Source organism: Paenibacillus sp. Soil724D2, from assembly GCF_001427935.1.
Taxonomy (GTDB): domain Bacteria; phylum Bacillota; class Bacilli; order Paenibacillales; family NBRC-103111; genus Paenibacillus_E.
Map to the genome: position 1 here is coordinate 110,641 of NZ_LMRY01000060.1, position 22,533 is coordinate 133,173.

Genomic DNA, 22,533 nt, shown 5'->3' on the forward strand with positions numbered 1-22,533 from the left:
CATCCCATAACTGCTTATGGGTGTATTCTATTACGATGTCTATTATATCGAATTCATCTGAGAGATGGATGGTGGTTATCCGCTCAAACTATAGGTCAATCATGCCAAATCTGCAAGTGTGATTTTCCAGAAGGCAATGCGTTCACGCTTCCAAGTATAGGTCACATATAGGTCAAGACCGCTTGCAACTATAGCCGGATAGGAATACTGTTTCTCACCTTCATCCAGCACAATTTCATTTTCCCATGTATGGCCATTATCTTGTGAAAGCCGAATGACGAGCGGCGTTCTCGGTCCCTTATTCTTCCCGTTCTCCGGTCGAGTAGGATTGTAGATCAGCGCGATTGTACCATTGTTAAGCTTCACAAGATCAATTCCGCTGTTATTGTTGGGTAATTCGGTAGGATACGCAGCACACCACGTTCTTCCCCCGTCCATCGAATCGCTGCGGTATATAGACCCTTCGGTGCTTCGGGTGAGCATATGCACGATTCCAGGGACAGATTCCCATAAGGTCGGCTGAATAATGCCCTTTCCTTTCATACGGCTGTGTTCCAACGGGACGATTTCACTTCGAGTCCAGGTCTCGCCTCCATCGAACGATAGGTCTACAAATGCATCCCAGGCTGGTTCCAGTGAAGCAGGGGCCGCAATCGTACCGTCGTGCAGCACAATCGGCTTGTTTTTGACAGGTCCCCTTCCTCCCTTATCCCCCTCAACCAAAGGAAGCGGAGACGTCCATGTATGTCCGTTATCTGTTGAACGAATAACCATGGTTTCCCATTCGGCAATATTAGTTCCGACTTTATAATATAGAAAAAGAATGCCTTTATTCGTTCGGAAAAGGACGGGATTCCAATGAGGAACATCCCCTTGATCCGCCACTTTCACGGGTGGTGTCCATCCCTTGTCTCCCCTGCGCGATATCCAAATCGCAACATCCCCGGCTTTCTCTCGTGTTCCTCCGAACCATGCGGCAATCACATCGCCCCCTGGCAGCAGTTCCAAAGTGGATGCGTGACAGCTGAGGAAGGGTCGCTCCTCCTCAAAAATGAATTCCTTTACGGTATTGACGTATCTCATCCTTTAACCTCCGATACAGGAACTATTTCGTAATAGAATCCTTCGCCTGTTTCAAACACCGACTTGTCATTAGACGAACGGTAGATTTGTCCATTTAGGAGGATTTGAACCGGCTGAGCGGTCCATAGCCGACACTTCTTACCTGCAATCGACTTAATGAAAGCACGTGAAAGTTTTCCTTCCTCCCATTCCATGTCGATTTCAAACCCACCGCGGGCTCTCAATCCCTTCACGCTACCACGCCTCCACTGGAGCGGTAAGGCCGGCAGGAGCTGGATCACTCCTGCATGGCTTTGCAGCAGCATTTCCGCAATGCCTGACATGCCGGCAAAATTACCGTCAATTTGGAAAATATTCATCTTCACCTTCGGATGCCGGTGAGCATTCATCATATTGGGGTGCAGACCAGCCAGCAAGTCGTTTAAGAATCGACGCGCCTCTTTCGGCTCACCCAACCGCGCCCAAAAGTTGACTGTCCAAGCGCAGCTCCAGCCCGTGTGCGCTCCGCCATGGGCAAGACGGCGTTCGAGTGTTTTCTTGCAGGCTTCGAACAGCTCAGGCTGTCCATGTCGTGTAACTTGATCCAGTGGATGAAGAGCGACCAAATGTCCGATGTGTCGATGTCCCGGTTCCATCTCCTCGAAGTCTTCATCCCATTCCTGCAGCTGTCCGAATTTTCCGATTCGGAACGGGGGGATTCGGCTCAATGCCGTTTCAAGCTGTCCCCTAAACGTGTCATCTAGATTTAGAATGCGGCTGGCCTCCATACAGTGGGCAAACAATCCCTTGATTAGCGCCAAATCCATCGTTGTTCCTTTCGTTACACTGCTACGCTGGCCGTCCGGGGTAATGAAGAAATTTTCCGGGGAAGTGGACGGGCAGGTGACCAAATAGCCATCCGGGTCCTCGATAAGAAAGTCCAGACAAAACAGCGCGGCTTCTTTCATTGCCGGATACGCTTGTTTGAGAAATTGTTCATCCTGGCTGAAAGCGTAATGCTCCCACAAGTGTTGGCATAACCAAGCGCCCGCCATCGGCCAAAATGCCCAACTGGGCGATCCGCCTACCGGCGTCGCCGTACGCCACAAATCAATGTTGTGATGAGCAGTCCATCCCCTGCTGCGGTAATGGATACTGGCCACTTTCCGGCCTGTGATCCTTAAATCTTCGATCAGATCAAACAGCGGTCGATGGCATTCCGCAAGATTGCCAACCTCCGCCGGCCAATAGTTCATTTCAACATTAATATTCGTTGTCCAGCTGCTGCACCACGGTGGTTGGATCTTATCGTTCCAAATGCCTTGCAGATTCGCCGGCTGCGTACCAGAACGGGAGCTGGATATGAGCAAATATCTCCCGAACTGAAAGAACAGTGCAGCGAGACCAGGATCGTCATTCCCGTTTTTGACCGCTTGGATGCGGACATCCGTAGGTAGAATATTTTTGTTTTCCCCTCCATCGCTAATGTCGATAGAAACTCTGTCAAATAGTGCGGCGTATTCGCTCATATGCTGCTCTTTCAGACGATCGTACCCCAGTCGTACAGCATTCGTAACCCATGCAGTACACAAGTCTGAAGGATCTTTACCCAGTACGACCGGATCCTTCTCGAAGCCGTTGTAACTGGTAGCAGCGGCCAGCAGCAAAGTAACTGATCCTTTCCCGCTGAAGCGAATCCGCCCGCCGCTGACTTCCACCCTTCCGCTCTCCGCTGCTGCTTGAAGCTGGATTTCGAAACCGATTCCTTTCCCCTCGGCATAGAGAATGGGATCGGATGATTTGACCGTGTTCGGCAAAACATGATAGGGGCAGCGGCCGGAGAGCGTCACCCGGTCTACAGAAGTTTTGCGTACGGAAAACTGCAGCGGGCTGTGAAGGACGGCAGTAAAACTGGTTTTTTTCTCGCTGTGCAGACGTATCGCCATCACTTGATCAACGGCAGATACGAACACTTCACGTGTGAAGACAGCACCATTTTGACAGTAACGCACCCGTACAATTCCAGCTTCCAGATCTAATTCACTGTGATAATTCGATATTTCGCCCTCTTCGTCATAGATAAGCTCCAAATCCCCGAGAGGCATGTAGGACTCGATATCCGGCCCTTCCATGTACTGTTCGATCGATTGTTCCGCTTCTGCGTACTTCTTCGAAAATATCAATTCACGCACAGGGTCCAAATGCCGCTCCGCATCATAGCGGACCGTCTCCCGGGGTTCCCCCGACCAAAGCGTATCCTCGTTCAATTGAATGTGTTCCCGGTTCGTGCCGCCATACACCATACCGCCAAACCGACCGTTGCCGATAGGAAGCGCTTCGAACCAATCTTTGGCCGGCTGGGTATACCAGAGTGTGGATCTCTTATTGGACATAGACTCTCTCCCCATCTGTCGCTTGCTTACTCGTACAGCCAATCCAATGTGTTGATGCCATCGTTTTTGTGCTCGACATTCCTTGGCCGAATTTCTAGATCAGCAGGTACGACGCCCAAGATCAAGTAAGCTCCCTTGCCGAAATCAAGCGAATGCCGCCCTGCTTCGTAACGAAACGTATGGACATTGACAGATGGATACGCGTACAAACGCAATCCTTTTTGCAATACCGGAGCATACCCGCCCAAGTCATCCGCGTGTGTGTTTTCCTCCAAGCTTGGAACTTGAAGCCACTGCTCATCTTTCGAATTGAAATAGCCGATCAACACCTTGGATGGCTGCTGCAATTCGATATCGATCGTCAATCCGCTCAGACCCGCTTCCATTTGGCTGAACCGGATTCCCGTTAAACCATCCAGCTCCTCTGCACAACCGACGATATGAATATCCCCATCCACAAACACTTGTGCTTCCTTCTCAATCAGGAATGTTTCCGCGTTTCCGGACAATAAGGTAAACGGAACCTCCCGATATGGAACAATCGGTTCTTTCATATTCTTCAACGCCTCAGGCAGGGTGCCAGACTTTAATTCATCCAGATGGAACTGAAAGCGTTCTAGCTCTAACTCATAGACTGGCAAACACCCCGTCCAGTGCTTGAATTCAAGCCCATTACGAATCGGCACTTTCCGCTGCGGCGTCTGCATACTATTGGCGAATAAATAAGTCTTCTCCGTCAAAGCCGTCAGCGCTCGGTAGCTATTCAGGCTGCTCTCAAGCTGCTCAGCGGCCTCTTCCAACCATTCCAACTGTGTGAAATACTCCCCCTGAACCCTAAACTTGTAAGTCAAAATTAGCAATGCCGCCCGAACTTTATGCACATATACATGTACCATATGACGAATCGCATGCATGTCATCGAACAAGCGATCAAATTCATCCCAGTTTCGTTTCACCAACTTGCGCGCCCTTTCGATCGCTTGCACGGCATCTTCCGCATGCCGACTGACATCAGCAATAATTTCAGGCGGGGTCTCCCCGACGTGCGGTTCGCCTTTCAACTCCCGGATCACATACTCCTCCAGCCGTTCACCTTGAGGCGACTGGGACTCCCATAAATCTGGCCAAGGCATATGCCGTTCCGGATTCGTCAATTGACTCATGGTCATTCCCAGGCTCATCGTTTGACGGTTGCCTTCGGTAATCCCGAATCGTCGCAGTAGCTTGGGCGCACATTCTCCGGACGCTTCGTATGCGTCCAGTATCGCTTCGCCTGCTTCCGGGCTGCCGTATCTGTGGCCAAGCACTTCGATCCAGTAATACCGTTCGGCTGCTGGATCACGATCCGGGTTCCAAGCGTAACGGAACCAGGCTGCGAACCAAATCCAATCGCGGTCCAGTTGTTTCAGCCTTGGCTCCGCCAAATCCGGCGAAAACGGCCAATCCCAGAAAAACAACGGATACAGATGCAGTCCGTTCGCTTTCAGCCGATATTTAGCCGCCTGCATACATTTTTGGATAAACGAAGGCGCCCCGAATCGGAAAGGCTCCAGGTTCGCAAGTATATGTACATTGACGATATGAATTGTCTTCAACGATCCTAGACGGTTATGAATGTCCTGCCATTTGCCTCGAGGTGTATAAGTGGTCAACGATTCGCCGTTATATTTGGCCTCCGTATATAGATTCGGATAAAGAGGCAGCGCCGCCTCAATGACCTTTTGCGGCTCGATCGCGTGCGAACGTAGAATAATCGGCGGCTTTTCCTTCACATTTGAATCCTTGAGTCCTTCCAACAAGCCTGCAATAATCGTTTCGTTAAACCATTCTACTCCGTAAATTTGTCCCTGCAGTGCTTCTCCGAGGCAGACCATCATCCCCACGTTAGGGAATGATCGAACGAAAGAGGCGATCGATTTCTTATAGTAATCGCTTGTTAACGGCAGTGGCTTCGGTTGATGCAGCTTCAATCCGTGCTTTTCCGCAAAAGGCAGCGGAATATGAATGTTGTAAAACTTCAATACGAGCCATATGCCTCGTTTGTCCGCTTCTTGCGCCACCCAACGGAACGTTTCAACGTTCAGCGCGAACTCTTCTTCCGTAACTTCAAGCGCCTCTGGGTAATCCTCCAATCTCACTAGTGAGGAGAAGGGATGGCCAGCCCACAAATAGACAATGTTGCACCGCTGCTCCAGTAACATGTCGAGAAAATCTTGCCACAATGAACGGTCGTAAAACCAGGGAAAGCGTGTGGGGGTAATCGGATATTCATACGTTTGACGGGGCGGTTCGACAGTTGTTTTCTGCAGTCCGATCGCCGGCCCCCTAAGTGCGAATCGCGGAGCGTCCCCGTAGGCGATATCTTCGGGCAGAAGCCTTGCAGCGTGAACACGCTGCGCAAACTCCATACAGCCGTATAATATTCCGGAATCGCTGCCCCCGGAAACCGTGATTAGATTGCCCGGGCAAGCGGCGATATAAAACCCTTCTCCCTCTGGAGCTTCCGTGTGATATAAGAGTACGTCACGTTCTTCCAACTGCCGAAGCAAGTCAGATTCATTGCGGTTTCCCACATAGATTTTTCTTCCCGTTACTGACCGATAGCTGTCCCACGTCCAGGATACTTCTTCAACTTTCACATCATATCCGCAATCCAGCAATGCTTGTTTCAGCAGCCGGATGCCATTTTCCACCCGTGGGGCAGGATTGGGTGCGTTTCCAAGAGTGATAGCTTTCATCCTTTATACCCAACCTCCATTCTTTCTCACTTTATTTTAAAAATAGTTCGATGACCGGCACCGTAACATTCGGTTTCTTGACAGGAAGCGATAAGGTCACTGTATGCTCATCTCGCCCTTCTTTGAAGGCTCCGTTATCCATACCGCTTGGCACAAAGCCTTCTTTAAATCTGATTTCCGATGCGTCGTTTAGGAATTGGGCATACTCCACTTTGCCGGCGAATCCGTGAAGATGGATATTTTTGAAAGGCCAGCTGTACACATGCACGTACATGCGATTCAACTGCGGATTGTAAGTTAACCGACAATCATCGGGGCAAACGAATGTATCCGGAGCTTGTGTGCAACCGTAGATGGAACGGTTGTGCCGTTTCATCCATTCCCCCATTCCCTTCAACCGGTCTACGGCACGCTCGTCGAATTCACCGCGTCCGGTTGGGCCGACATTCAATAATAGATTACCACCCTTACTTACGGTATCAATCATCATTTTGATCAGCAATTCGACGCTTTTCCATGACTCTTCTTCCCGGTGATAGCCCCACGAACCGCTGAAGGTATGACATGTTTCCCATACGACGCGCTTACCGTTTACCTGGACCCATTTGGTCGGCATATACTGTTCAGGAGTTGTAATATCGCCGCCAACCTGTAAGCGGTCATTCAATAAAATATTCGGCTGTAAGGTCCGGATCATTCGGACCAGCTCTTCGCTGCCCCAATCTTCCTTCCCTTTACCCGCCAACCCGTTTTCTTCCGGGAACGAAAAATCATAAAATAACAGATCTACTTGACCGAAATCAGTCAGCAATTCCTTCGTTTGTCCATACAAATAGTTCCGGTAATTGGTGAAGTCCAGCGTTGTGTTCCCAGCGATATTATTAGCATCGAAACGAAGCGGATGCTTCGGATCAACCGTATAATGGGGATGATGCCAGTCTAACAGGGAATAATATAAACCAACCTTCATATCGCGTTTACGAAACGCATCTACCATTGGTCTTAGCACATCTCGCCCAGCCGGCGAATTCGTCGCTTTATAATCGGTGAGCTTGCTGTCCCATAAACAAAAGCCCTCATGGTGCTTTGTCGTCACCACGAAGTACTTCATGCCCGCGTCAGAAGCGAGTTGGGCCCAAAGATCGGGATCGTACAAATCGGGATCAAATCTTTTGAAATACTTTTGGCTGTACTGTTCCCCGCTCAATTTTTCCCGGGATTGCAGCCATTCATGCCTCGCTGCAAGTGAATATAGTCCCCAATGGATAAACATGCCGAATCGGTCATGTGTAAACCATTCACTGTCGCCTGCGGTTTTCTCAACTTCGAATGTCATAGTCTCGCTCCCTTGTTATGATTAACCGTTCGATCTTTAATCGAAGACCTGCAGAACAGACCTGCCTCCGTCCACAACGAGATTCGCTCCGGCAATGAATCCGGCTTCATCAGATGCAAGAAAAACGGCCGCATTCGCCACGTCTTCCGGCTTACCGAATCGCCCGACAGGGTGTGTTGCCAGCATGGCACTGCGTTTCTGTTCCCGGTTTGGATAGGACTGCATGTAGGTCTCGGCAAGCGGGGTTTCAATAAACCCCGGGCTAATGGTATTCGCACGGATTCCCTGACCTCCGAAATCGACACATATCCCTTGCGCCATCGCAAGCATGCCTGCCTTGGAAGAGTGATAAGGGAAATGATTTCGCTGCGTACGGATCACATGAGTCGAGCCGATGTTGACTATGCTGCCACCACCCTGTTCCATCATGAACGGAATGGCGTGCTTACAGCAGTACCAAGCGCTTTTCAAATTCAAATTCATCACGTGATCCCAAGCTGCTTCGTCAGCTGTCACCACGTTCGCACTGCAAGTAACCCCGGCGTTGTTAACGAGAATATGCAGGGCGCCGAAATATGTTTTGGCAGCTTCCATCAAGGCAATTACGCTGTTTTCGGCGCGAATATCGGCATGGACAAACAAGGCATTCCCACCTGCCTCTACGATCTCTTCGACGACCCGAACTCCCGCTTCGGATATGTCATTGACGATCACGCAGGCTCCCTCTTCGGCGAATCGCCGTGCAACAGCCTCTCCAATACCGGAAGCTGCACCAGTAACAACTGCTACTTTATGCTCCAATCTCATGCGTGACATTTGTCTCCGCTCCCAGACTCAATCCGACATCTGTCCATCGAGAAACGAATGTGTAACTTCCTGAACCAGCGCTGTAAATGGATTTATTGTTTTCCATTCCTACATAATGCAATCCCTCGGTTACGTGCCCATCCTCATTCAGGACGGCACCTGGCACATAGATTGTGGCGGTTGTGTTCACAGGAATTTGGACTTTCAAAACGAAGTACGACCGCTCCAATTTCCACTCTACTCGGATCCTGCCGTATACAGAATGAAATTCACCCTTGGCGAAATGTAGCCCGCCCCCTGGACGCGGATGAATCACAATATGTTTATATCCCGGTCTGTCCTCGTCTGTGTTGATCCCCATAATATTTTGATACATCCACTCGCCGACTGAACCCAATGAGTAATGATTAAACGAATTCATACCCGGATTCTGGAATCCGTTTGTTTCTGTCCAGGCGTCCCACCGTTCCCAAATAGTCGTAGCTCCATGCTTGATGGAATAAAGCCAAGAAGGGAAAGTACCTTGATTGAGCAAAGTGTAAGCAAGATCTTCTCTCCCCCCTTCGGTTAAAGCAGGAAGTAAATACCCGACGCCGAGAAAGCCTGTCGTCAAATGATTACCGTGCAGCTGGATATTCCCCGCCAAATGCCGAACCGCAAGTTTACGCTGCTCTTCTGTCAGCAGGTTCATCTTCAGTGCAAGCACGTATACGGTCTGCGTATCTCCTTTGATCCGTCCGGCCTCATCCACAAACGCATCCTCGAAAGCTTGTTTGATCTTTTCAAACAAATCCGCGTATTTACGTGCATCTTCTTCCTTGCCGAGTGCCTTCGCAGATTTGGACAACAGTAAGGTGCTGTAAGCGAAATAAGCAGTATCGAGCACGTCCTTTGGCGTGTCCGCATGGATGGAGAGCCAATCACCATAATTCGAGTAACCCGGTCGGATCAAGTTCACCGTGTTCGCTTGCAAATACTCCACCCATCTGACCATCGCCGGATAGCATTCCTCCAAATTCCTGTGGTCGCCATACACCTGGTAAACGGTCCAAGGAATAATAACCCCTGCATCCCCCCATCCGCCATTGTCGGGAGCATGCCAGTTAAGTTCCGCATGATTATGCTTAAACGCTTCCCAGCCGGAATCCGGCGCCACATCTGGAAAAGCTCCGGAGGGCCGTTGGGCATCGATAACATCGATCATATACTTATTGAAAAAGCGTCCGACATCCATATTAAAACTGGCTGTACGAGCAAAAATTTGAGCGTCCCCCGTCCAACCTAGCCTTTCGTCACGCTGCGGACAGTCCGTCGGCACACTGAGAAAATTGCCGCGTTGTCCCCACTCAATATTGCTTAGAAGCTTATTCAGCATGACGTTGGAAGTTTCTAACCAACCCGTTTGCGGCGTCGCCGAATGAACCACTCTACCGATGACCGTTTGCAGCGTGGGTGAATTCATCAATCCCGTAACTTCTACATACCGGAACCCGTGAAAAGTAAAGTGAGGTTCCAGACACTCCTCCCTATCGCCTCTCAAGATGTATGTCTCCTGCTGAACGGCTTCGCGCAGATTTATGGTGTATAACGTATTGTCTTCATTCAACATTTCCGCGCAGCTGACAGTAACCTCCTGACCTTCTTGCCCGTCTTCCATTTGAAGACGAACCCATCCGACCATATTTTGCCCCATGTCAAATAGGTAAGAGCCACGGGGTGTTTTCTTCATGCTGATCGGCAGCAGTTCCTTCATAACTTGAACAGGAGGATCTACTTGTGCGGTCAAAATCCCTTCGTAACGTTCCAAAACAACAGGCGTCTCCCAAGAGTCATCATCAAAACCAGGCAGGTTCCATCCCTTCGGTTCCAGACGGGCGTCAAAGCTTTCGCCTTTTAGTAAATCCGAGTACAGGATAGGACCTGCAAACACTTTCCATGATTCATCTGTCAAAATAATGTCAGAGGATCCGTCCTCATATTCGATATGCAGTTCAAGCAGCAAGTAAGGGTTGTCTCCGTACCTGTTCGGACCGAACATACCCACGTGACCGGCATACCATCCGGTGCCTAGGATCGCACCTAGAGCCATACTTCCCGTACTCAGATACGCCGCTACGTCGTAGGTCTGGACCTGTACCCTAATGTTGTAATCTGTCCATCCGGGAGCAAAATAATCTCGTCCTACCCTTTCACCGTTAATATGTAGTTCGTACAAGCCCAATGCAGTTGCATAAATGAAAGCTTGGCGGACCGGCTTTTCGATTCGAAATGTTTTTCTCATATAGGGAGAAGGCAAAAGCTCCGTATTCTGAGGATTGGTTCTGCCAATCCAACGTGCCTGCCATTCGTTTTCGTTTAGAAATCCCATCGACCAGTGAGCTGACCTGCTCCACTCAGACACCATATCGCGTTTATCCCAAACCCTGACCCTCCAATAATAAACTCGCTTTGATTCTAGAGGTGCTCCTCCATAAGAGATATGGATAGATTGGTCGGACTGAACCTTTCCACTGTCCCATAAATCACCCTTATTCTCATTCAACATCTCCGGATGAGATGCTACCAATACGTGATAGGCCGACTGGACCTGACCGTATTCTTCCGATTCCATGATCCAGCTTAAGCGGGGAACGGTTGTAACGATACCTAACGGATTTTCGATGTATTCCGTTTTTAGATCAGAAACTTTCATAGTCCTCTCCTCCTATAGACAGACTCCCTTCACCGGGATGCTTGAGTCAAGTGTATCTAAAATTCAACTTTCGTTTATAGGGCGAATTCACCTATTTTATAGGCGACGCCTTCCACCTCTCCATGAATCTCTCAAAAAAGTCATGAAAAAGACTGCATCCATGGTGAATGGCATGCAGTCTAACTAATAGATCAGGACTAATTCCTATTGGGGGTGCCAGTAACTGCCTTCAGCCAAGTAGTGGCCATCAGCATATCTCCGAGCGTGTTCATGTGTACGCCGTCAGTCGTTAAGTCCTGACCTGTTTCACAGTGTAAGAAATCGATGAATGCTTCATGCGTCGGCACAAGGATGCCACCATATTCTTCCGTCAGACGGTTGACAATGTCCACGTAAGGCTTCAGTAACTGGGTCCCTGTAGAATCAGGATACTCCTTGATCACCGTAGGCTGCATGAGAATCGCACGACAATTGGGTAATTGTTTCGTTTGATCCAGCAGGCTGCGATACACCGCTTCGAACTTGTCGGGGTACACCTGATCCGCATCCGGCGAATCCAATTGCCGCCATACATCATTGATGCCGATAGAAATCGAAACCCATTGCGGTTGGTGATCCAGTACATCTATTCTCCATCTTTTTTCCAAATCAATCACGCGGTTTCCGGATACACCTTCATTGATTATTTTCAATGACAGTTTCGGATATACCGCAGTGAGATAATCATGCAGCAGCCTTACATAACCCGAGCCCAGCTTTAAGGGGTCCTTTTTTCTTCCTTTGTCCGTTATACTGTCACCGATAAATACGATTTTGTCCTTTGCTTTAAATGGCACTGTAACGCCCCCTCCTTATTTTCATTCCCTGATCGGCGGCCTTGAGGCCGTATGCTGCAGCTTCAAATTCCCCAAAGGGTCAGCTGTTCTTGTCAAACGTTTACATTTTGTTTTTTCATAATCTGCTGCTTGAACAGATGATACAGTGAATCGAGCTGCTCCACCTCAAACCTTTGGTTTTCTCTGAAATTACTAGAATCTCTGGTACGGCAGTGTATCGCTAGGGGTAGGCCTATTTTTTGCAGATGATATTTCGCATTGACGGGATACATCTGCAGTTCGATCAAGGACGCAGGTCCTACAAACGCTTGTATCATTTCGGCCGTATTGCTCTCTAAATCCCAACGCTCCATCAGTTGTACATACAGCTCGGGATGAAAATTGGCCATTACGCCGCTGAAGCCGGCTGCGCCCAAACGTAACGATTCAAGCAGTGTTGCGGAATTAGCATTGAATATTTTCAATGGACTTCCTTTTACCGCATCGAGCTTCTCGGCAATATGCTTAAGATCGCAGCTCGTGTCCTTGAGAAACCCAAACCTGCCCGTATCCGCGCACCATTTGAGCAGTTTTGGGGTCATCAGCCTTTTGTAAGGATATGGGCATTCGTAAATGCCAAAGAGCACATCCGGCACTCGATCCAGCAGCTCCATTGCACGGTTCAACCATACCTCGTCCGATTCTTCCGGCCCGGCTAGCCGGTTGCTGACCAACACGACCGCATCAACTCCCGTGTCAGCCATCCGCTGAAGCTCTTCCACCTGTTCATCGAATCCGTCTGAGATATGGCCAGAAGCGATCACCGGCACACGGCCAGAAGCTTTTTCCTTAACGAACCGCGCGATCGCTACTCTTTCCTCCAAGGATAAGTAAAACATTTCACTCGATTGGCAGACAGCGAAAAGACCGTGAACGCCTTGGGCAATATACCATTCGACTAGTTGCCCTAATGCGCCATAGTCCACTTCGTTGGAATTTGTGAACGGGGTCAACATCGTTGGCCAAACTCCATTCGGAATGTTTACATCCTTCATCTTCAGCACCTCTTCCTGATCATTTTATGACCCCTTCGCCCATATATCGAGCCATCACAATTCTCAGTTCCCCTTTAGCTGATGGAGTGAGGGATTGAACCGGCAGTCGCGGTTCTCCCGCAGGCAAACCGATCATGTTCATCACTTCCTTCAGAACAGATGGCAGGGTGCCAAGCGAGAACGCACTTCGCAAAGCGCGCAGCTTTCGCTGCGACAATTCGGCTTTTTCCGGTTTACCCTGCATCCATAAATCGTAAATAGAGCTGACGACCTCTGGGAATACATTGGCTGTAGCTGCGATGGCTCCGTGTCCGCCAGCCATCAGTGTCGGCAATATGAGCGAGTCCGTCCCTGCCAATACCGCAAAATCCGGTTCGCACAGCTCTAGAACTTGCAAAATATTATCGAAGCTTCCGCTGCTGTCTTTGATTCCAACAATGTTAGGCACTTTACTTAACTCCATGACCGTCCGAGGTAAAAGGGAGTTGCCGGTCCGTGCCGGAATGTTATACAAAATAATAGGCAGTGCCGTTGCTTCCGCAACCGTACGGAAATGCCCGATCAGCTCCTGCTGCGTAAACGTCAAAAAATAGGGAGTGATTATCGATAACGCATCGGCTCCCATCTGTTCCAAGCGTGCAGCCAACTTGGCCGTTTCCTTTGTTCCGACGCACCCAGCGCCTACATAAACCGGAAGCCGTCCTTGCGCTTCTTCTATGACGATCTCGGCAACTCGCAGCTTTTCTTCGAATGTCAAAGAAAAGAACTCCCCATTGGTACCTAGGCAAAATAGACCGTGAACGTTTGCATCGATGAACCTACGGACTAATTGTCGCAATGCGGACTCGTTGAGATTTTGAGATTCGTCAAAAGGGGTAATCATAGCGGGAATAATGCCAGCGGGCTTTAACATCGTATCTCTCCTTGTATGGATCGGGTGGTAGAATGAATCGTTTATATGTTTTGTGAAAGGTTGTCAATCCGTTTGGGCGCAAGCTCAACCGCAGAGCGGATCGCTGCCAACATACTTCGTTCATCCGCTTTACCTGTACCGGCAATGTCAAAGGCCGTTCCATGATCGACTGAAGTGCGGATGATACCTCCGTTCAACCCGATCGTGATATTGACACCGGCTTCAATGCCGAGCACTTTGATCGGAACATGTCCTTGATCATGATAACAAGCAACTACAATATCAAAGTCTCCGCGAACAGCCCGATAAAATAGTGTATCCGCAGGATAAGGACCGGTAACGTCCACACCTTCTTCCGCTGCCTGCATGATGCCGGGAATCAGTTTCTGTTCTTCCTCCCCGTTCCCAAACAAGCCATTCTCCCCTGCATGCGGATTAATCCCGCAAACGGCGATACGCGGTCTATCATTTCCAGCCCTACGTAACGTTTCATGCGCCAGCTTAATCACCTTGTATGTCCGCTCTGGATCGATCATCTCGATCGCCTGAATCAATCCGACGTGTGTGGTCAAATGTATGACCTTCAGCTTCGGTGCAGTGAGCATCATGGAATAGTCTTCGGTACGCGTCAATCCGGCCAATATTTCCGTATGACCCGGATAGAGGTGACCGCCTTTGTGCAAAGCCTCCTTGTTTAACGGGGCGGTACATATGGCGTCGATTTGCCGGGCCAACGCCAGCTCCACCGCTTTCTCAACGAACTTGTAAGCGGCGTGTCCCGCCTCGGCAGATACTTTACCGAACGGAAGATTCGGTGGGAGTAGACGTACATCCATGCAATCGATGCTGCCGTATTCGTAACGCCCCTCTTGCGGTCCTGACACTGTATGTATAGAAGCAGAAACTCCAACGATCTGAAGAGCCCGTTTCAACATAACGGGGTCGCCGATCACGAACGGACGACAGGTTTCGTATACCGGAGCATGTTGCAGCGCTTTCACAATTATTTCTGGCCCGATGCCTGATGCATCGCCCATTGTGATTCCAATTATTGGTTTCATATCCTCCCGATTCCTCCATTCAATGATTCCAACGCTCGCAGCAGCACTTGATCCGATCCAAATCCCCCCGCTTTGGTGATCGCTGAAAGCGGTTCGTCCATCATGAGCAGTCCAATCGGCACGCCGCTTTCCACCTCGTCAAGCACACGGAATTCGATCGCATGGAGAGCTGAGCAAACATGTTTTGCAGTATCGCCTCCCGTCATGACGATCCCTCCAACCCTAACTCGTCTCAGTACACGGGACACCGATTCCCCCAAAGCTTGCGATATTGCGTTGCTGACTTCTTGCGCATCCATGCCACTTCGTATGCCAGTATCCTGAGCAAGTCGTATAGCTTCCCGGTCACCTGACGAATATAACACCGTATGAAGGTTTGCGCTTAAAGTCAGCGCTGCTTCTTCCTCAGCTTTCGCCAATTCCTGCTCTCTTTCGGTTTTGCCCGATACGAGCCGGTAAGCCTCCATCTGGATGCCCCGTACTTCCGGATTACTGAGAAGGACATCCAATTGGCGACGAGACCGAGGACTGACGCTGCCGATCACGATAAGTATGGGTCCGTCCGTTTTACGACATTCCTGTGACGAGGGCTGTGTTAAAGACGAATGTTGAATAGCCAATTGTCGCGCCAAGCCGGCTGAACCGACCCAAACAGTCGAGTAAGTCGTCTCCCCGACTAAGGAAACGATACGACGCAGGTCGTCATCATCGGCCGAATCGACGAGTAAGTAGCTGATTCCCCGAGACATGCAGCTTTGCATAACCAGCTCAAACGCGCTACTTCCTCCCGCTAATATCGCGGATGGGATGACTTCAATAGGCTGCTTCGTCTGCCGATGCAGTAAGTCGGGAATGTACGATTCGGTGACCGGCGTTTTCGGGTCGTTTGCGAACTCGGTTTCATGCAGCGGTTTACCATGAACATACAATCTTCCTTCCTGAACCAGACGCCCTGTTTCGGGATAGGCAGGGGCGATGATGACGAAATCGGGACGAAATGTGTCGTAAACGGCGTCAATTTCGGAACCGAGATTACCTCGCATGGTGGAATCGATTTTTTTAAACACAACATCCGCTCCATAAGTTTGAGCGCACCTCGATGCCTCCGCAGCTCTTTGGTATGCCGATTCAGCATCTAGGGAACGGCTGTCGGTGTCCAGTACGAGTACATCCCTCTCAGACATCGATCCCGTCTCGGACATAAATTGCAGAAGCACGGATACTTGCAGCCCGCGTTTGGCAAACTGTACGCCTGTATCCCCCGCTCCCGTAATGTCATCGGCTATGACGGCAATTTTCAATTGCGGTTTCCTCCTTAGAGTTTTGCTTTTGCTTATCTGGTGAGGGGCATTCTTGCGAATAAGAGTCATTAGAGGCTGTTAATTTGCCATGTTTATCGCTTTTGATGGAAATAGGAGTCCGTTGAGGCTCTTATTCTTCAGGTTTCTCCTCATTTCCGGTGAAAATCAAACAGATAAAGGTCTTTGGAGACCGCTATTTTAAGAATACGATCTAATTTCGAAGAAAATAGCAGTCCTTGGAAGCTCTTATTTACAGAATGATGGCTCATCCGCTTATCCGTTTTTCTCATTTACAAGCTGCTTAACTTCCCCATATGTCATGGAAACAGTTTCCGGTAAACAGACTTCATCGATTCCAAGTCCATCGGCTTTGGATTATTATTTAAAAGCCTGGTGACCTTTGATGCAGCGATCGCCAGATCTTCCACATCCCGTTCCGTAATGCCGAATTCACGCAAATTTTGCGGGATATGCATCTCTGATGTCCACTCAAAAATCTGCTCGATCACCCGTTCAGATGAGTCCCTCCCTCCCCCTTTTTCCACCTGCAGTCCCATGGCATGGGCTACATTTCCAAGCCGCCCAGATATGGCATCCATATTATAGGCCATGACATGCGGCAGCAACATTGAATTGGCGACTCCGTGCGAAATGTTGAACTTGCCCCCGAGCGGATAAGCAAGCGCATGTACGGCTGCTGTGCCTGCCGCACTCAGTGCCATGCCGCCGTACATCGATCCGAGCAGCATTTTCTCCCTCGCTCCGAGATCCGAGCCATTATGATAGGCATGAACCAGACTGTCTGCAATCAAGCGTATGGATTCCAAAGCAAACGTGTTGCTTATCGGGTTGGCTTTATTCGATATATACGATTCCAAGGCATGTGTAAAAGCATCCATTCCTGTTGCTGCCGTAATCGGTTGCGGCAGGCTTACCGTCAAAACAGGATCGATAATGACCAGTTTGGGCAGCAAGTGCCTGCTAATCACACCGACCTTCAACTGTTCTTCGGGAACGGTTACAATCGCATTGGGCGTCACTTCGGAACCGGTTCCCGAAGTCGTCGGCACTAGAACTGTCGGGATGCCCGGTTGCGAAACGAGATCGGTGCCGATTAAACTCTGCACGTCCGTTGGATTAGTCAGCAAAACGGAAAATATTTTCGTAGCATCGAGAACGCTCCCTCCACCAATGCCTATTAACAAATCCACAGGTTCTGCGGATATATTAGCGAATACTGCGCGTATATTGTCAACCGTCGGTTCCGGCTTCACCTCCGTTATACAACGGCTGGATATACCCGCTTGCTTGAGCTCAACGCCGATTTGCTCGATAACCCCCAGCGCTACTATAGAAGGCTGTGTAACGATCACCGCATGCCGAAATTCGCCGAGCAACTTGATTCGCGGAATCAGTTGGGCGATGGTATTACATCCAGCGACAATGCTGCCAGCTGTCTGAAACATGTACGGATTGGATACATAATCGGCTTTCACTTTAGTCCCCCTTCCGAACGAAACTTCCATAATTCCCCCCCATCCTACGCCCGCTTACAGGCGATGTCAATGCAGCTGTAAGTTGAAGATGCAATCGCCCTATATATCGGATTCAATCCCCCCCTCAGTAGGAAGAAGTATGATAGTAATCTTAAAATAAGTTACATCTGTCACAAGTTCTAACTACAGTTAAGGAGTGTGAAAATGATGAATATTGGGCCCTATGTAACACCATATAAATTGGGTAGACCGGTGCTTGTCGGATCCGGCATCCCTGGTCATTTTGATGAACGTGCTGTTGATTGCCCCTTTGTCTTTCAACATAACGATAAGTTTCACATGATGTATGTAGGGTTTGACGGTACGGGTTATCAAACAGCCTTGGCCACAAGCAAAGACCTTTTACACTGGGATCACCTAAGTGTGATTTTACGACGAGATGAAGGTTCAGGCTGGGATTCGAAAAATATAGCAGGAACATGGATCTTGAAGGAAAATCAGATCGATGCTCCTCCAATGCTTAAGAAATGGAACAACAAATACTGGCTGCTCTATCACGCCTATCCGGAGTTCGGGTACGAAGAAGGTTCGGCAAAAATCGGAATCGCATGGACGGAAGATGAACAATTGCTGGAGTGGCATAGATGCCCTGATCCGATTCTAACCCCGGAGGCAGGCGCAGATTGGGAAAAAGGCGGTTTATACAAAGAATGCCTAATTGAGCATGAAGGCACTTTCTATTTGTTTTATAATGCCAAAAACACGAATAAGGGGAAATGGATCGAACAAACGGGCGTTGCTCTCTCCACAGACCTGATTGAGTGGCAAAGATACGAGCAAAACCCCATATTACATGTCTCTCCGGAAAGATGGGACTCTGCTTTTGTCAGCGACCCTTGTGTTTTACAGGACAGAGACCAATGGGTTATGTATTTCTTTGGCTATAATTACAAGCAAGCACAAGAAGGGATTGCGCTTTCGCAGGATCTTTTACATTGGGACAAATATCCCGATCCGATCATTCGGGTTGGAGAAGAGGAAACCATCGATTCCATTTTTGCCCATAAGCCTTCCGTCATTACGCATAATGGCGTGCTATATCACTTCTATTGCTCCTGCAGACCCTATAAGGAAGGCGATCCGACAAAAAATTACGGTAAAGAGTTCCGAACGATCAGCGTGGCCGCCTCGCAAGATATCTTTCGACAATGAATTCCAATTAGAGGATGGTTAAAAGGAGACTCAAACGATGCAACTGGACGAAATGTTTGTTGAAAGCAAAATATGCCCTATTGGGGTCGATGTCACACGCCCTGCTTTCGGCTGGAGCTTCAAATCTGGTCTCGTTCGCTCGCAAATGCAAACAGCCTACCGGATCGTGGTGTCAACCGAAGAGGACTGTGTGCAGCGCTTCATATGGGATAGCGGGAAAATGGCAAGCAGGAAAAACGTACATATTCTATATGAAGGCCCTCTGCTACAATCCCGTACTCGCTATTATTGGAGGCTTCAGTTTTGGGATCAAACCGATCAGATGACAGAAAGTCCGGTATCATGGTGGGAAATGGGACTTTTAAAAGAAAGCGATTGGGCAGCCCGCTGGATTGGTGAACCTGACGGAGAGCCGCAGGAACGTGCTTCGCTTCCTTTGTTCCGATATGAATTCAACCTAGATAAATCTGTGGAAAGAGCAAGAGCTTACATATGCGGTTTGGGACAATACGAGCTTCGGTTAAACGGAAACAAGGTCAGCGATCATGTGCTTACGCCCGGATGGACTAACTTTGACAAAACTTGTCTCTACTGTGTTTACGACGTGACGGACGAAGTGAAAAAAGGCGCTAACGCGGTGAGCGTTATGCTCGGGAATGGGTTTTTCAACGTGACGGGCGGCCGTTACAGCAAATTCAAACATTCCTTTGGTACCCCGAGATGTATGATTCAGCTCGAAATCACGCATACCGATGGAACGATCGTCACGATTGCCAGTAATCAGGACTGGGAAACCTCAGCGGGACCGATCACCTTTTCATGCATATATGGAGGTGAGGACTTTGACGCGCGCCGTGTGCAAGCGGGTTGGGATTTGCCCGGTTTCACGGAACGCGAAGCCTGGGGATACGCAGCTGAAGTTGCCCCGCCTGTTGGAAAGCTGAAATCACAAGCGCTTTCTCCTTTAAAAGTCATGCAGACCTTCAAACCAGTGAGCATTTCGCAACCTACACCAGGCGTGTACGTCGCCGATTTCGGGCAAAACTTTTCAGGATGGGTTGAAATATCCGTTGTTGGTCAGGAAGGTTCCAAAATCACCTTATCCCCAGCAGAACTATTGAAGGATGATGGTACGGCCAATCAAAAATGGACCGGTTCCCCCTACAGATTTTCCTACATCCTGAAAGGAAACGGAGAAGAAATCTGGTCGCCTCGGTTCAGCTATTACGGTTTTCGTTATGTACAAATCGAAGGCGCTATTCCCGCAGATTCGTTAGGGCGGCTCCCAACGGACTGTCCCGTTCTTGTCAGCATTGAAGGACAGATGATCTATCCAGATACGAGGGTTTCAGGAAGATTCGAAAGCTCAAATGTTATGCTGAACCGGACGCACAAGATCATTAATCAAGCGATTCTTAGCAACATGAAAAGCCTGTTTACGGATTGTCCCCATCGAGAAAAGCTCGGATGGTTGGAACAAGTCTATCTGATGGGTCCCGCCGTATCATTCAATTATCAAATTGAACCCTTGTTAACGAAAACGATGGAAGACATCAGAGATGCCCAACTCCCCAGCGGGATGGTGCCGACGACGGCACCCGAATACGTCGTGTTTTCCGATAAGTGGCGCTGTTTCCGCGACTCCGTCTCGTGGGGCGGCGCGTATGTGCTGACAGGTTGGAACCTATTTCGTATGTACGGCAACACTCGGATCTTGGCCGAGCATTATGAGGGTATGAAAGCGTATATCGATTACGTGACTGAAAGCTCCGATCATTTAATCGTTAGTCAAGGGCTTGGTGATTGGTATGATGTCGGGGAAAACGGACCCGGATTCGCGCAAAACACGCCTGTCTCTCATACTGAAACAGCGATGTTTTACCATATCGTAGATATTTTCACACAAATCGCATGCTTGTTAAACAACAACCAGGACGCCGTCAACTACGCAGCTCTGCGGGAGAAGATCAAATCGGCGTTTAATGACGCATTTTTTGAACGGGAAGCATCCAGTTATGCGACAGGCAGTCAAACCTCGAACGCCATGCCGCTTGTATTGGGGCTTGTCGATGAGCCGTATAAGGAAAGGGTACTATCCCAAGTGATCGAAGACATTCGTCTGCATGGTTATCATACGACAGCTGGCGATGTCGGGCATCGTTATGTGCTGCTTGCACTCGCGCTGAATGGCCGTTCGGACATCATCTACGAAATGACTCGACAAACCGATCATCCGAGCTACGGATATCAAATCGCGCACGGTGCGACGACGTTGACGGAAGCGTGGGACGGTCCGACCGTTGGCAAATCGCAAAACCATTTTATGCTCGGTCACTTGGAGGAATGGTTATACGCCGGCTTGGCTGGAATCGATTATCGATATGACCCTGACTTTGAAAGTTATAAGGTGACAATTAAACCGGCATTACCCCCAGGATTGGAAGAAGTCAAGGCTGAACACTGGCTGCCCGTCGGATGTTTGCGTGTAGTTTGGAAGCGAACTTCTCATCATCAGTTGACGTTAAATGTGGTCATGCCAGCGAATTGTTCGGGTATTTTCTATGTCCCGGCGATATCCATGGATACGATTACAGAAAACGGATCTATGATTGAGAAAGCAAACTGCGTCGAGATCATCGGTTATGAAGCCGGTTATGCCGTCCTTCGCGTTTCTTCGGGACAGTATTGTTTTAATAGTGAAATATAACATTTCACAGGTCCGCTCTTTTCTCGTTTGTAAGATTGAAAAACATCGTTACATACGCGCTTCCGCTTTCCCTAGCGTCTGTAACGATGAAAAACAACCTTACATTTCCCTAGCGTCTGTAACAATGAAAAACAACCTTACAGCCTTGCTCACTTTACAAATCTGCCTTCTTCTTCGTCTGTAAGATTGAAAAACATCGTTACATACGCGCTTCCGGTTCCCCTAGCGTCTGTAACGATGAAAAACAACCTTACAGACGCGCTCACTTCACAAATCCGCCCTTTTCTCGTCTGCAAGATTGAAAAACATCGTTACAGACACGCTTCCGCTTTCACTAGCGTCTGTAACGATGAAAAACAACAACCTTACAGCCTCGCTCACTTCACAAATCTGCTCTCTTCTCGTCTGCAAGACTGAAAAACTTCGTTACAGACGCGCTTCCGCTTCCCCTAGCGTCTGTAACGATGAAAAACAACCTTTCAGCCTCGCTCACTTCATAAATCTGCTCTCTTCTCGTCTGCAAGATTGAAAAACATCGTTACAGACGCGCCTCCGCTTCCCCTAACGTCTGTAACGATGAAAAACAACCTTACAGCCTCGCTCACTTCACAAATCTGCCCTTTTCTCGTCTGCAAGATTGAAAAACATCGTTACAGACGCGCTTCCGCTTTCACTAGCCTCTGTAACGATGAAAAACAACCTTACAACGGGACTCATATTCTTTAAATCTCACTGAAAATCAATTCATTGACATATTTAAAAAGCTTTTTGAGTCTTATATTGATCGACAGTCTCGAATGTACAATGGTTCGTGTCGATTTCGCTTCAAATGGGCAATTTCAACTGTTATATTACTTTGGGGAACCTTCAACAACAAAAAAAAGAGCTTCCTACCGTTGTATGGACTACACAGTGGACAACTCTTTAACATAGGATAACGATTTA

General features: G+C 48.9%; 15 protein-coding genes. 2 read left to right on the plus strand and 13 right to left on the minus strand.

Translation table 11 applies throughout. The features are described 5' to 3' along the window. Nucleotides 1–99: 99 nt before the first annotated feature. The 12 genes from ASG85_RS35715 to ASG85_RS35770 form a co-directional block, all read right to left on the minus strand. The gene (locus ASG85_RS35715; RefSeq protein WP_060649410.1) at nucleotides 100–1,083 is read right to left on the minus strand and encodes a sialidase family protein; all 984 of its coding nucleotides are present in this window, start codon (nucleotides 1,081–1,083) and stop codon (nucleotides 100–102) included. Beyond that, nucleotides 1,080–3,455, minus strand: coding sequence for a glycosyl hydrolase family 95 catalytic domain-containing protein (locus tag ASG85_RS35720; RefSeq protein ID WP_082588364.1), 2,376 nt, complete (start codon nucleotides 3,453–3,455; stop codon nucleotides 1,080–1,082). The genes ASG85_RS35715 and ASG85_RS35720 overlap by 4 nt, the downstream gene beginning before the upstream one ends. A gap of 26 nt (nucleotides 3,456–3,481) precedes the next feature. After that, nucleotides 3,482–6,193 carry a hypothetical protein gene (locus ASG85_RS35725; RefSeq protein WP_060649411.1) on the minus strand — a complete coding sequence of 904 codons (2,712 nt, stop codon included), beginning with the start codon at nucleotides 6,191–6,193 and terminating at the stop codon, nucleotides 3,482–3,484. A gap of 31 nt (nucleotides 6,194–6,224) precedes the next feature. Beyond that, the gene (locus ASG85_RS35730; RefSeq protein WP_060649412.1) at nucleotides 6,225–7,529 is read right to left on the minus strand and encodes an alpha-L-fucosidase; all 1,305 of its coding nucleotides are present in this window, start codon (nucleotides 7,527–7,529) and stop codon (nucleotides 6,225–6,227) included. A 36-nt stretch (nucleotides 7,530–7,565) separates the two neighbouring features. Continuing rightward, a complete protein-coding gene (locus tag ASG85_RS35735; RefSeq protein ID WP_060649413.1) occupies nucleotides 7,566–8,345 on the minus strand; it encodes an SDR family NAD(P)-dependent oxidoreductase in 780 nt (259 codons plus the stop codon). Then, nucleotides 8,320–11,028, minus strand: coding sequence for a glycoside hydrolase family 78 protein (locus ASG85_RS35740; protein WP_063860482.1), 2,709 nt, complete (start codon nucleotides 11,026–11,028; stop codon nucleotides 8,320–8,322). The genes ASG85_RS35735 and ASG85_RS35740 overlap by 26 nt, the downstream gene beginning before the upstream one ends. 197 nt (nucleotides 11,029–11,225) lie before the next feature. After that, nucleotides 11,226–11,864: an SGNH/GDSL hydrolase family protein gene (locus ASG85_RS35745; protein ID WP_060649414.1), complete on the minus strand. Its 639-nt coding sequence runs from the start codon at nucleotides 11,862–11,864 to the stop codon at nucleotides 11,226–11,228. Between the two features lie 92 nt (nucleotides 11,865–11,956). After that, on the minus strand, nucleotides 11,957–12,898 hold the full coding sequence (locus tag ASG85_RS35750; protein WP_156397085.1) for a dihydrodipicolinate synthase family protein: 942 nt from the start codon (nucleotides 12,896–12,898) through the stop codon (nucleotides 11,957–11,959). Nucleotides 12,899–12,917: 19 nt separating this feature from the next. Further along, complete coding sequence (dapA, locus tag ASG85_RS35755) at nucleotides 12,918–13,811, minus strand: 4-hydroxy-tetrahydrodipicolinate synthase (RefSeq protein WP_060649415.1); 894 nt, start codon at nucleotides 13,809–13,811, stop codon at nucleotides 12,918–12,920. Between the two features lie 41 nt (nucleotides 13,812–13,852). Beyond that, on the minus strand, nucleotides 13,853–14,872 hold the full coding sequence (gene pdxA / locus ASG85_RS35760; protein WP_060649416.1) for a 4-hydroxythreonine-4-phosphate dehydrogenase PdxA: 1,020 nt from the start codon (nucleotides 14,870–14,872) through the stop codon (nucleotides 13,853–13,855). After that, nucleotides 14,869–16,173, minus strand: a complete 1,305-nt coding sequence (locus ASG85_RS35765) for a four-carbon acid sugar kinase family protein (protein ID WP_060649417.1) — start codon at nucleotides 16,171–16,173, stop codon at nucleotides 14,869–14,871. Before ASG85_RS35765 ends, pdxA begins: the two co-directional genes overlap by 4 nt. A gap of 317 nt (nucleotides 16,174–16,490) precedes the next feature. After that, on the minus strand, nucleotides 16,491–17,699 hold the full coding sequence (locus ASG85_RS35770; RefSeq protein ID WP_060649418.1) for an iron-containing alcohol dehydrogenase: 1,209 nt from the start codon (nucleotides 17,697–17,699) through the stop codon (nucleotides 16,491–16,493). 174 nt (nucleotides 17,700–17,873) lie between these two features. On the opposite strand from ASG85_RS35770, the gene ASG85_RS35775 reads away from it, so the two are divergent. Together ASG85_RS35775 and ASG85_RS35780 are read left to right on the plus strand one after the other, a co-directional pair. Continuing rightward, nucleotides 17,874–18,881, plus strand: coding sequence for a hypothetical protein (locus tag ASG85_RS35775; protein WP_235550296.1), 1,008 nt, complete (start codon nucleotides 17,874–17,876; stop codon nucleotides 18,879–18,881). A 37-nt stretch (nucleotides 18,882–18,918) separates the two neighbouring features. Next, complete coding sequence (locus tag ASG85_RS35780; RefSeq protein ID WP_060649419.1) at nucleotides 18,919–21,588, plus strand: alpha-L-rhamnosidase; 2,670 nt, start codon at nucleotides 18,919–18,921, stop codon at nucleotides 21,586–21,588. A 382-nt stretch (nucleotides 21,589–21,970) separates the two neighbouring features. Here ASG85_RS35780 and ASG85_RS39525 read toward each other — a convergent pair whose 3' ends face one another. Beyond that, nucleotides 21,971–22,111, minus strand: coding sequence for a hypothetical protein (locus ASG85_RS39525; protein WP_235550297.1), 141 nt, complete (start codon nucleotides 22,109–22,111; stop codon nucleotides 21,971–21,973). Nucleotides 22,112–22,533 lie beyond the last annotated feature (422 nt).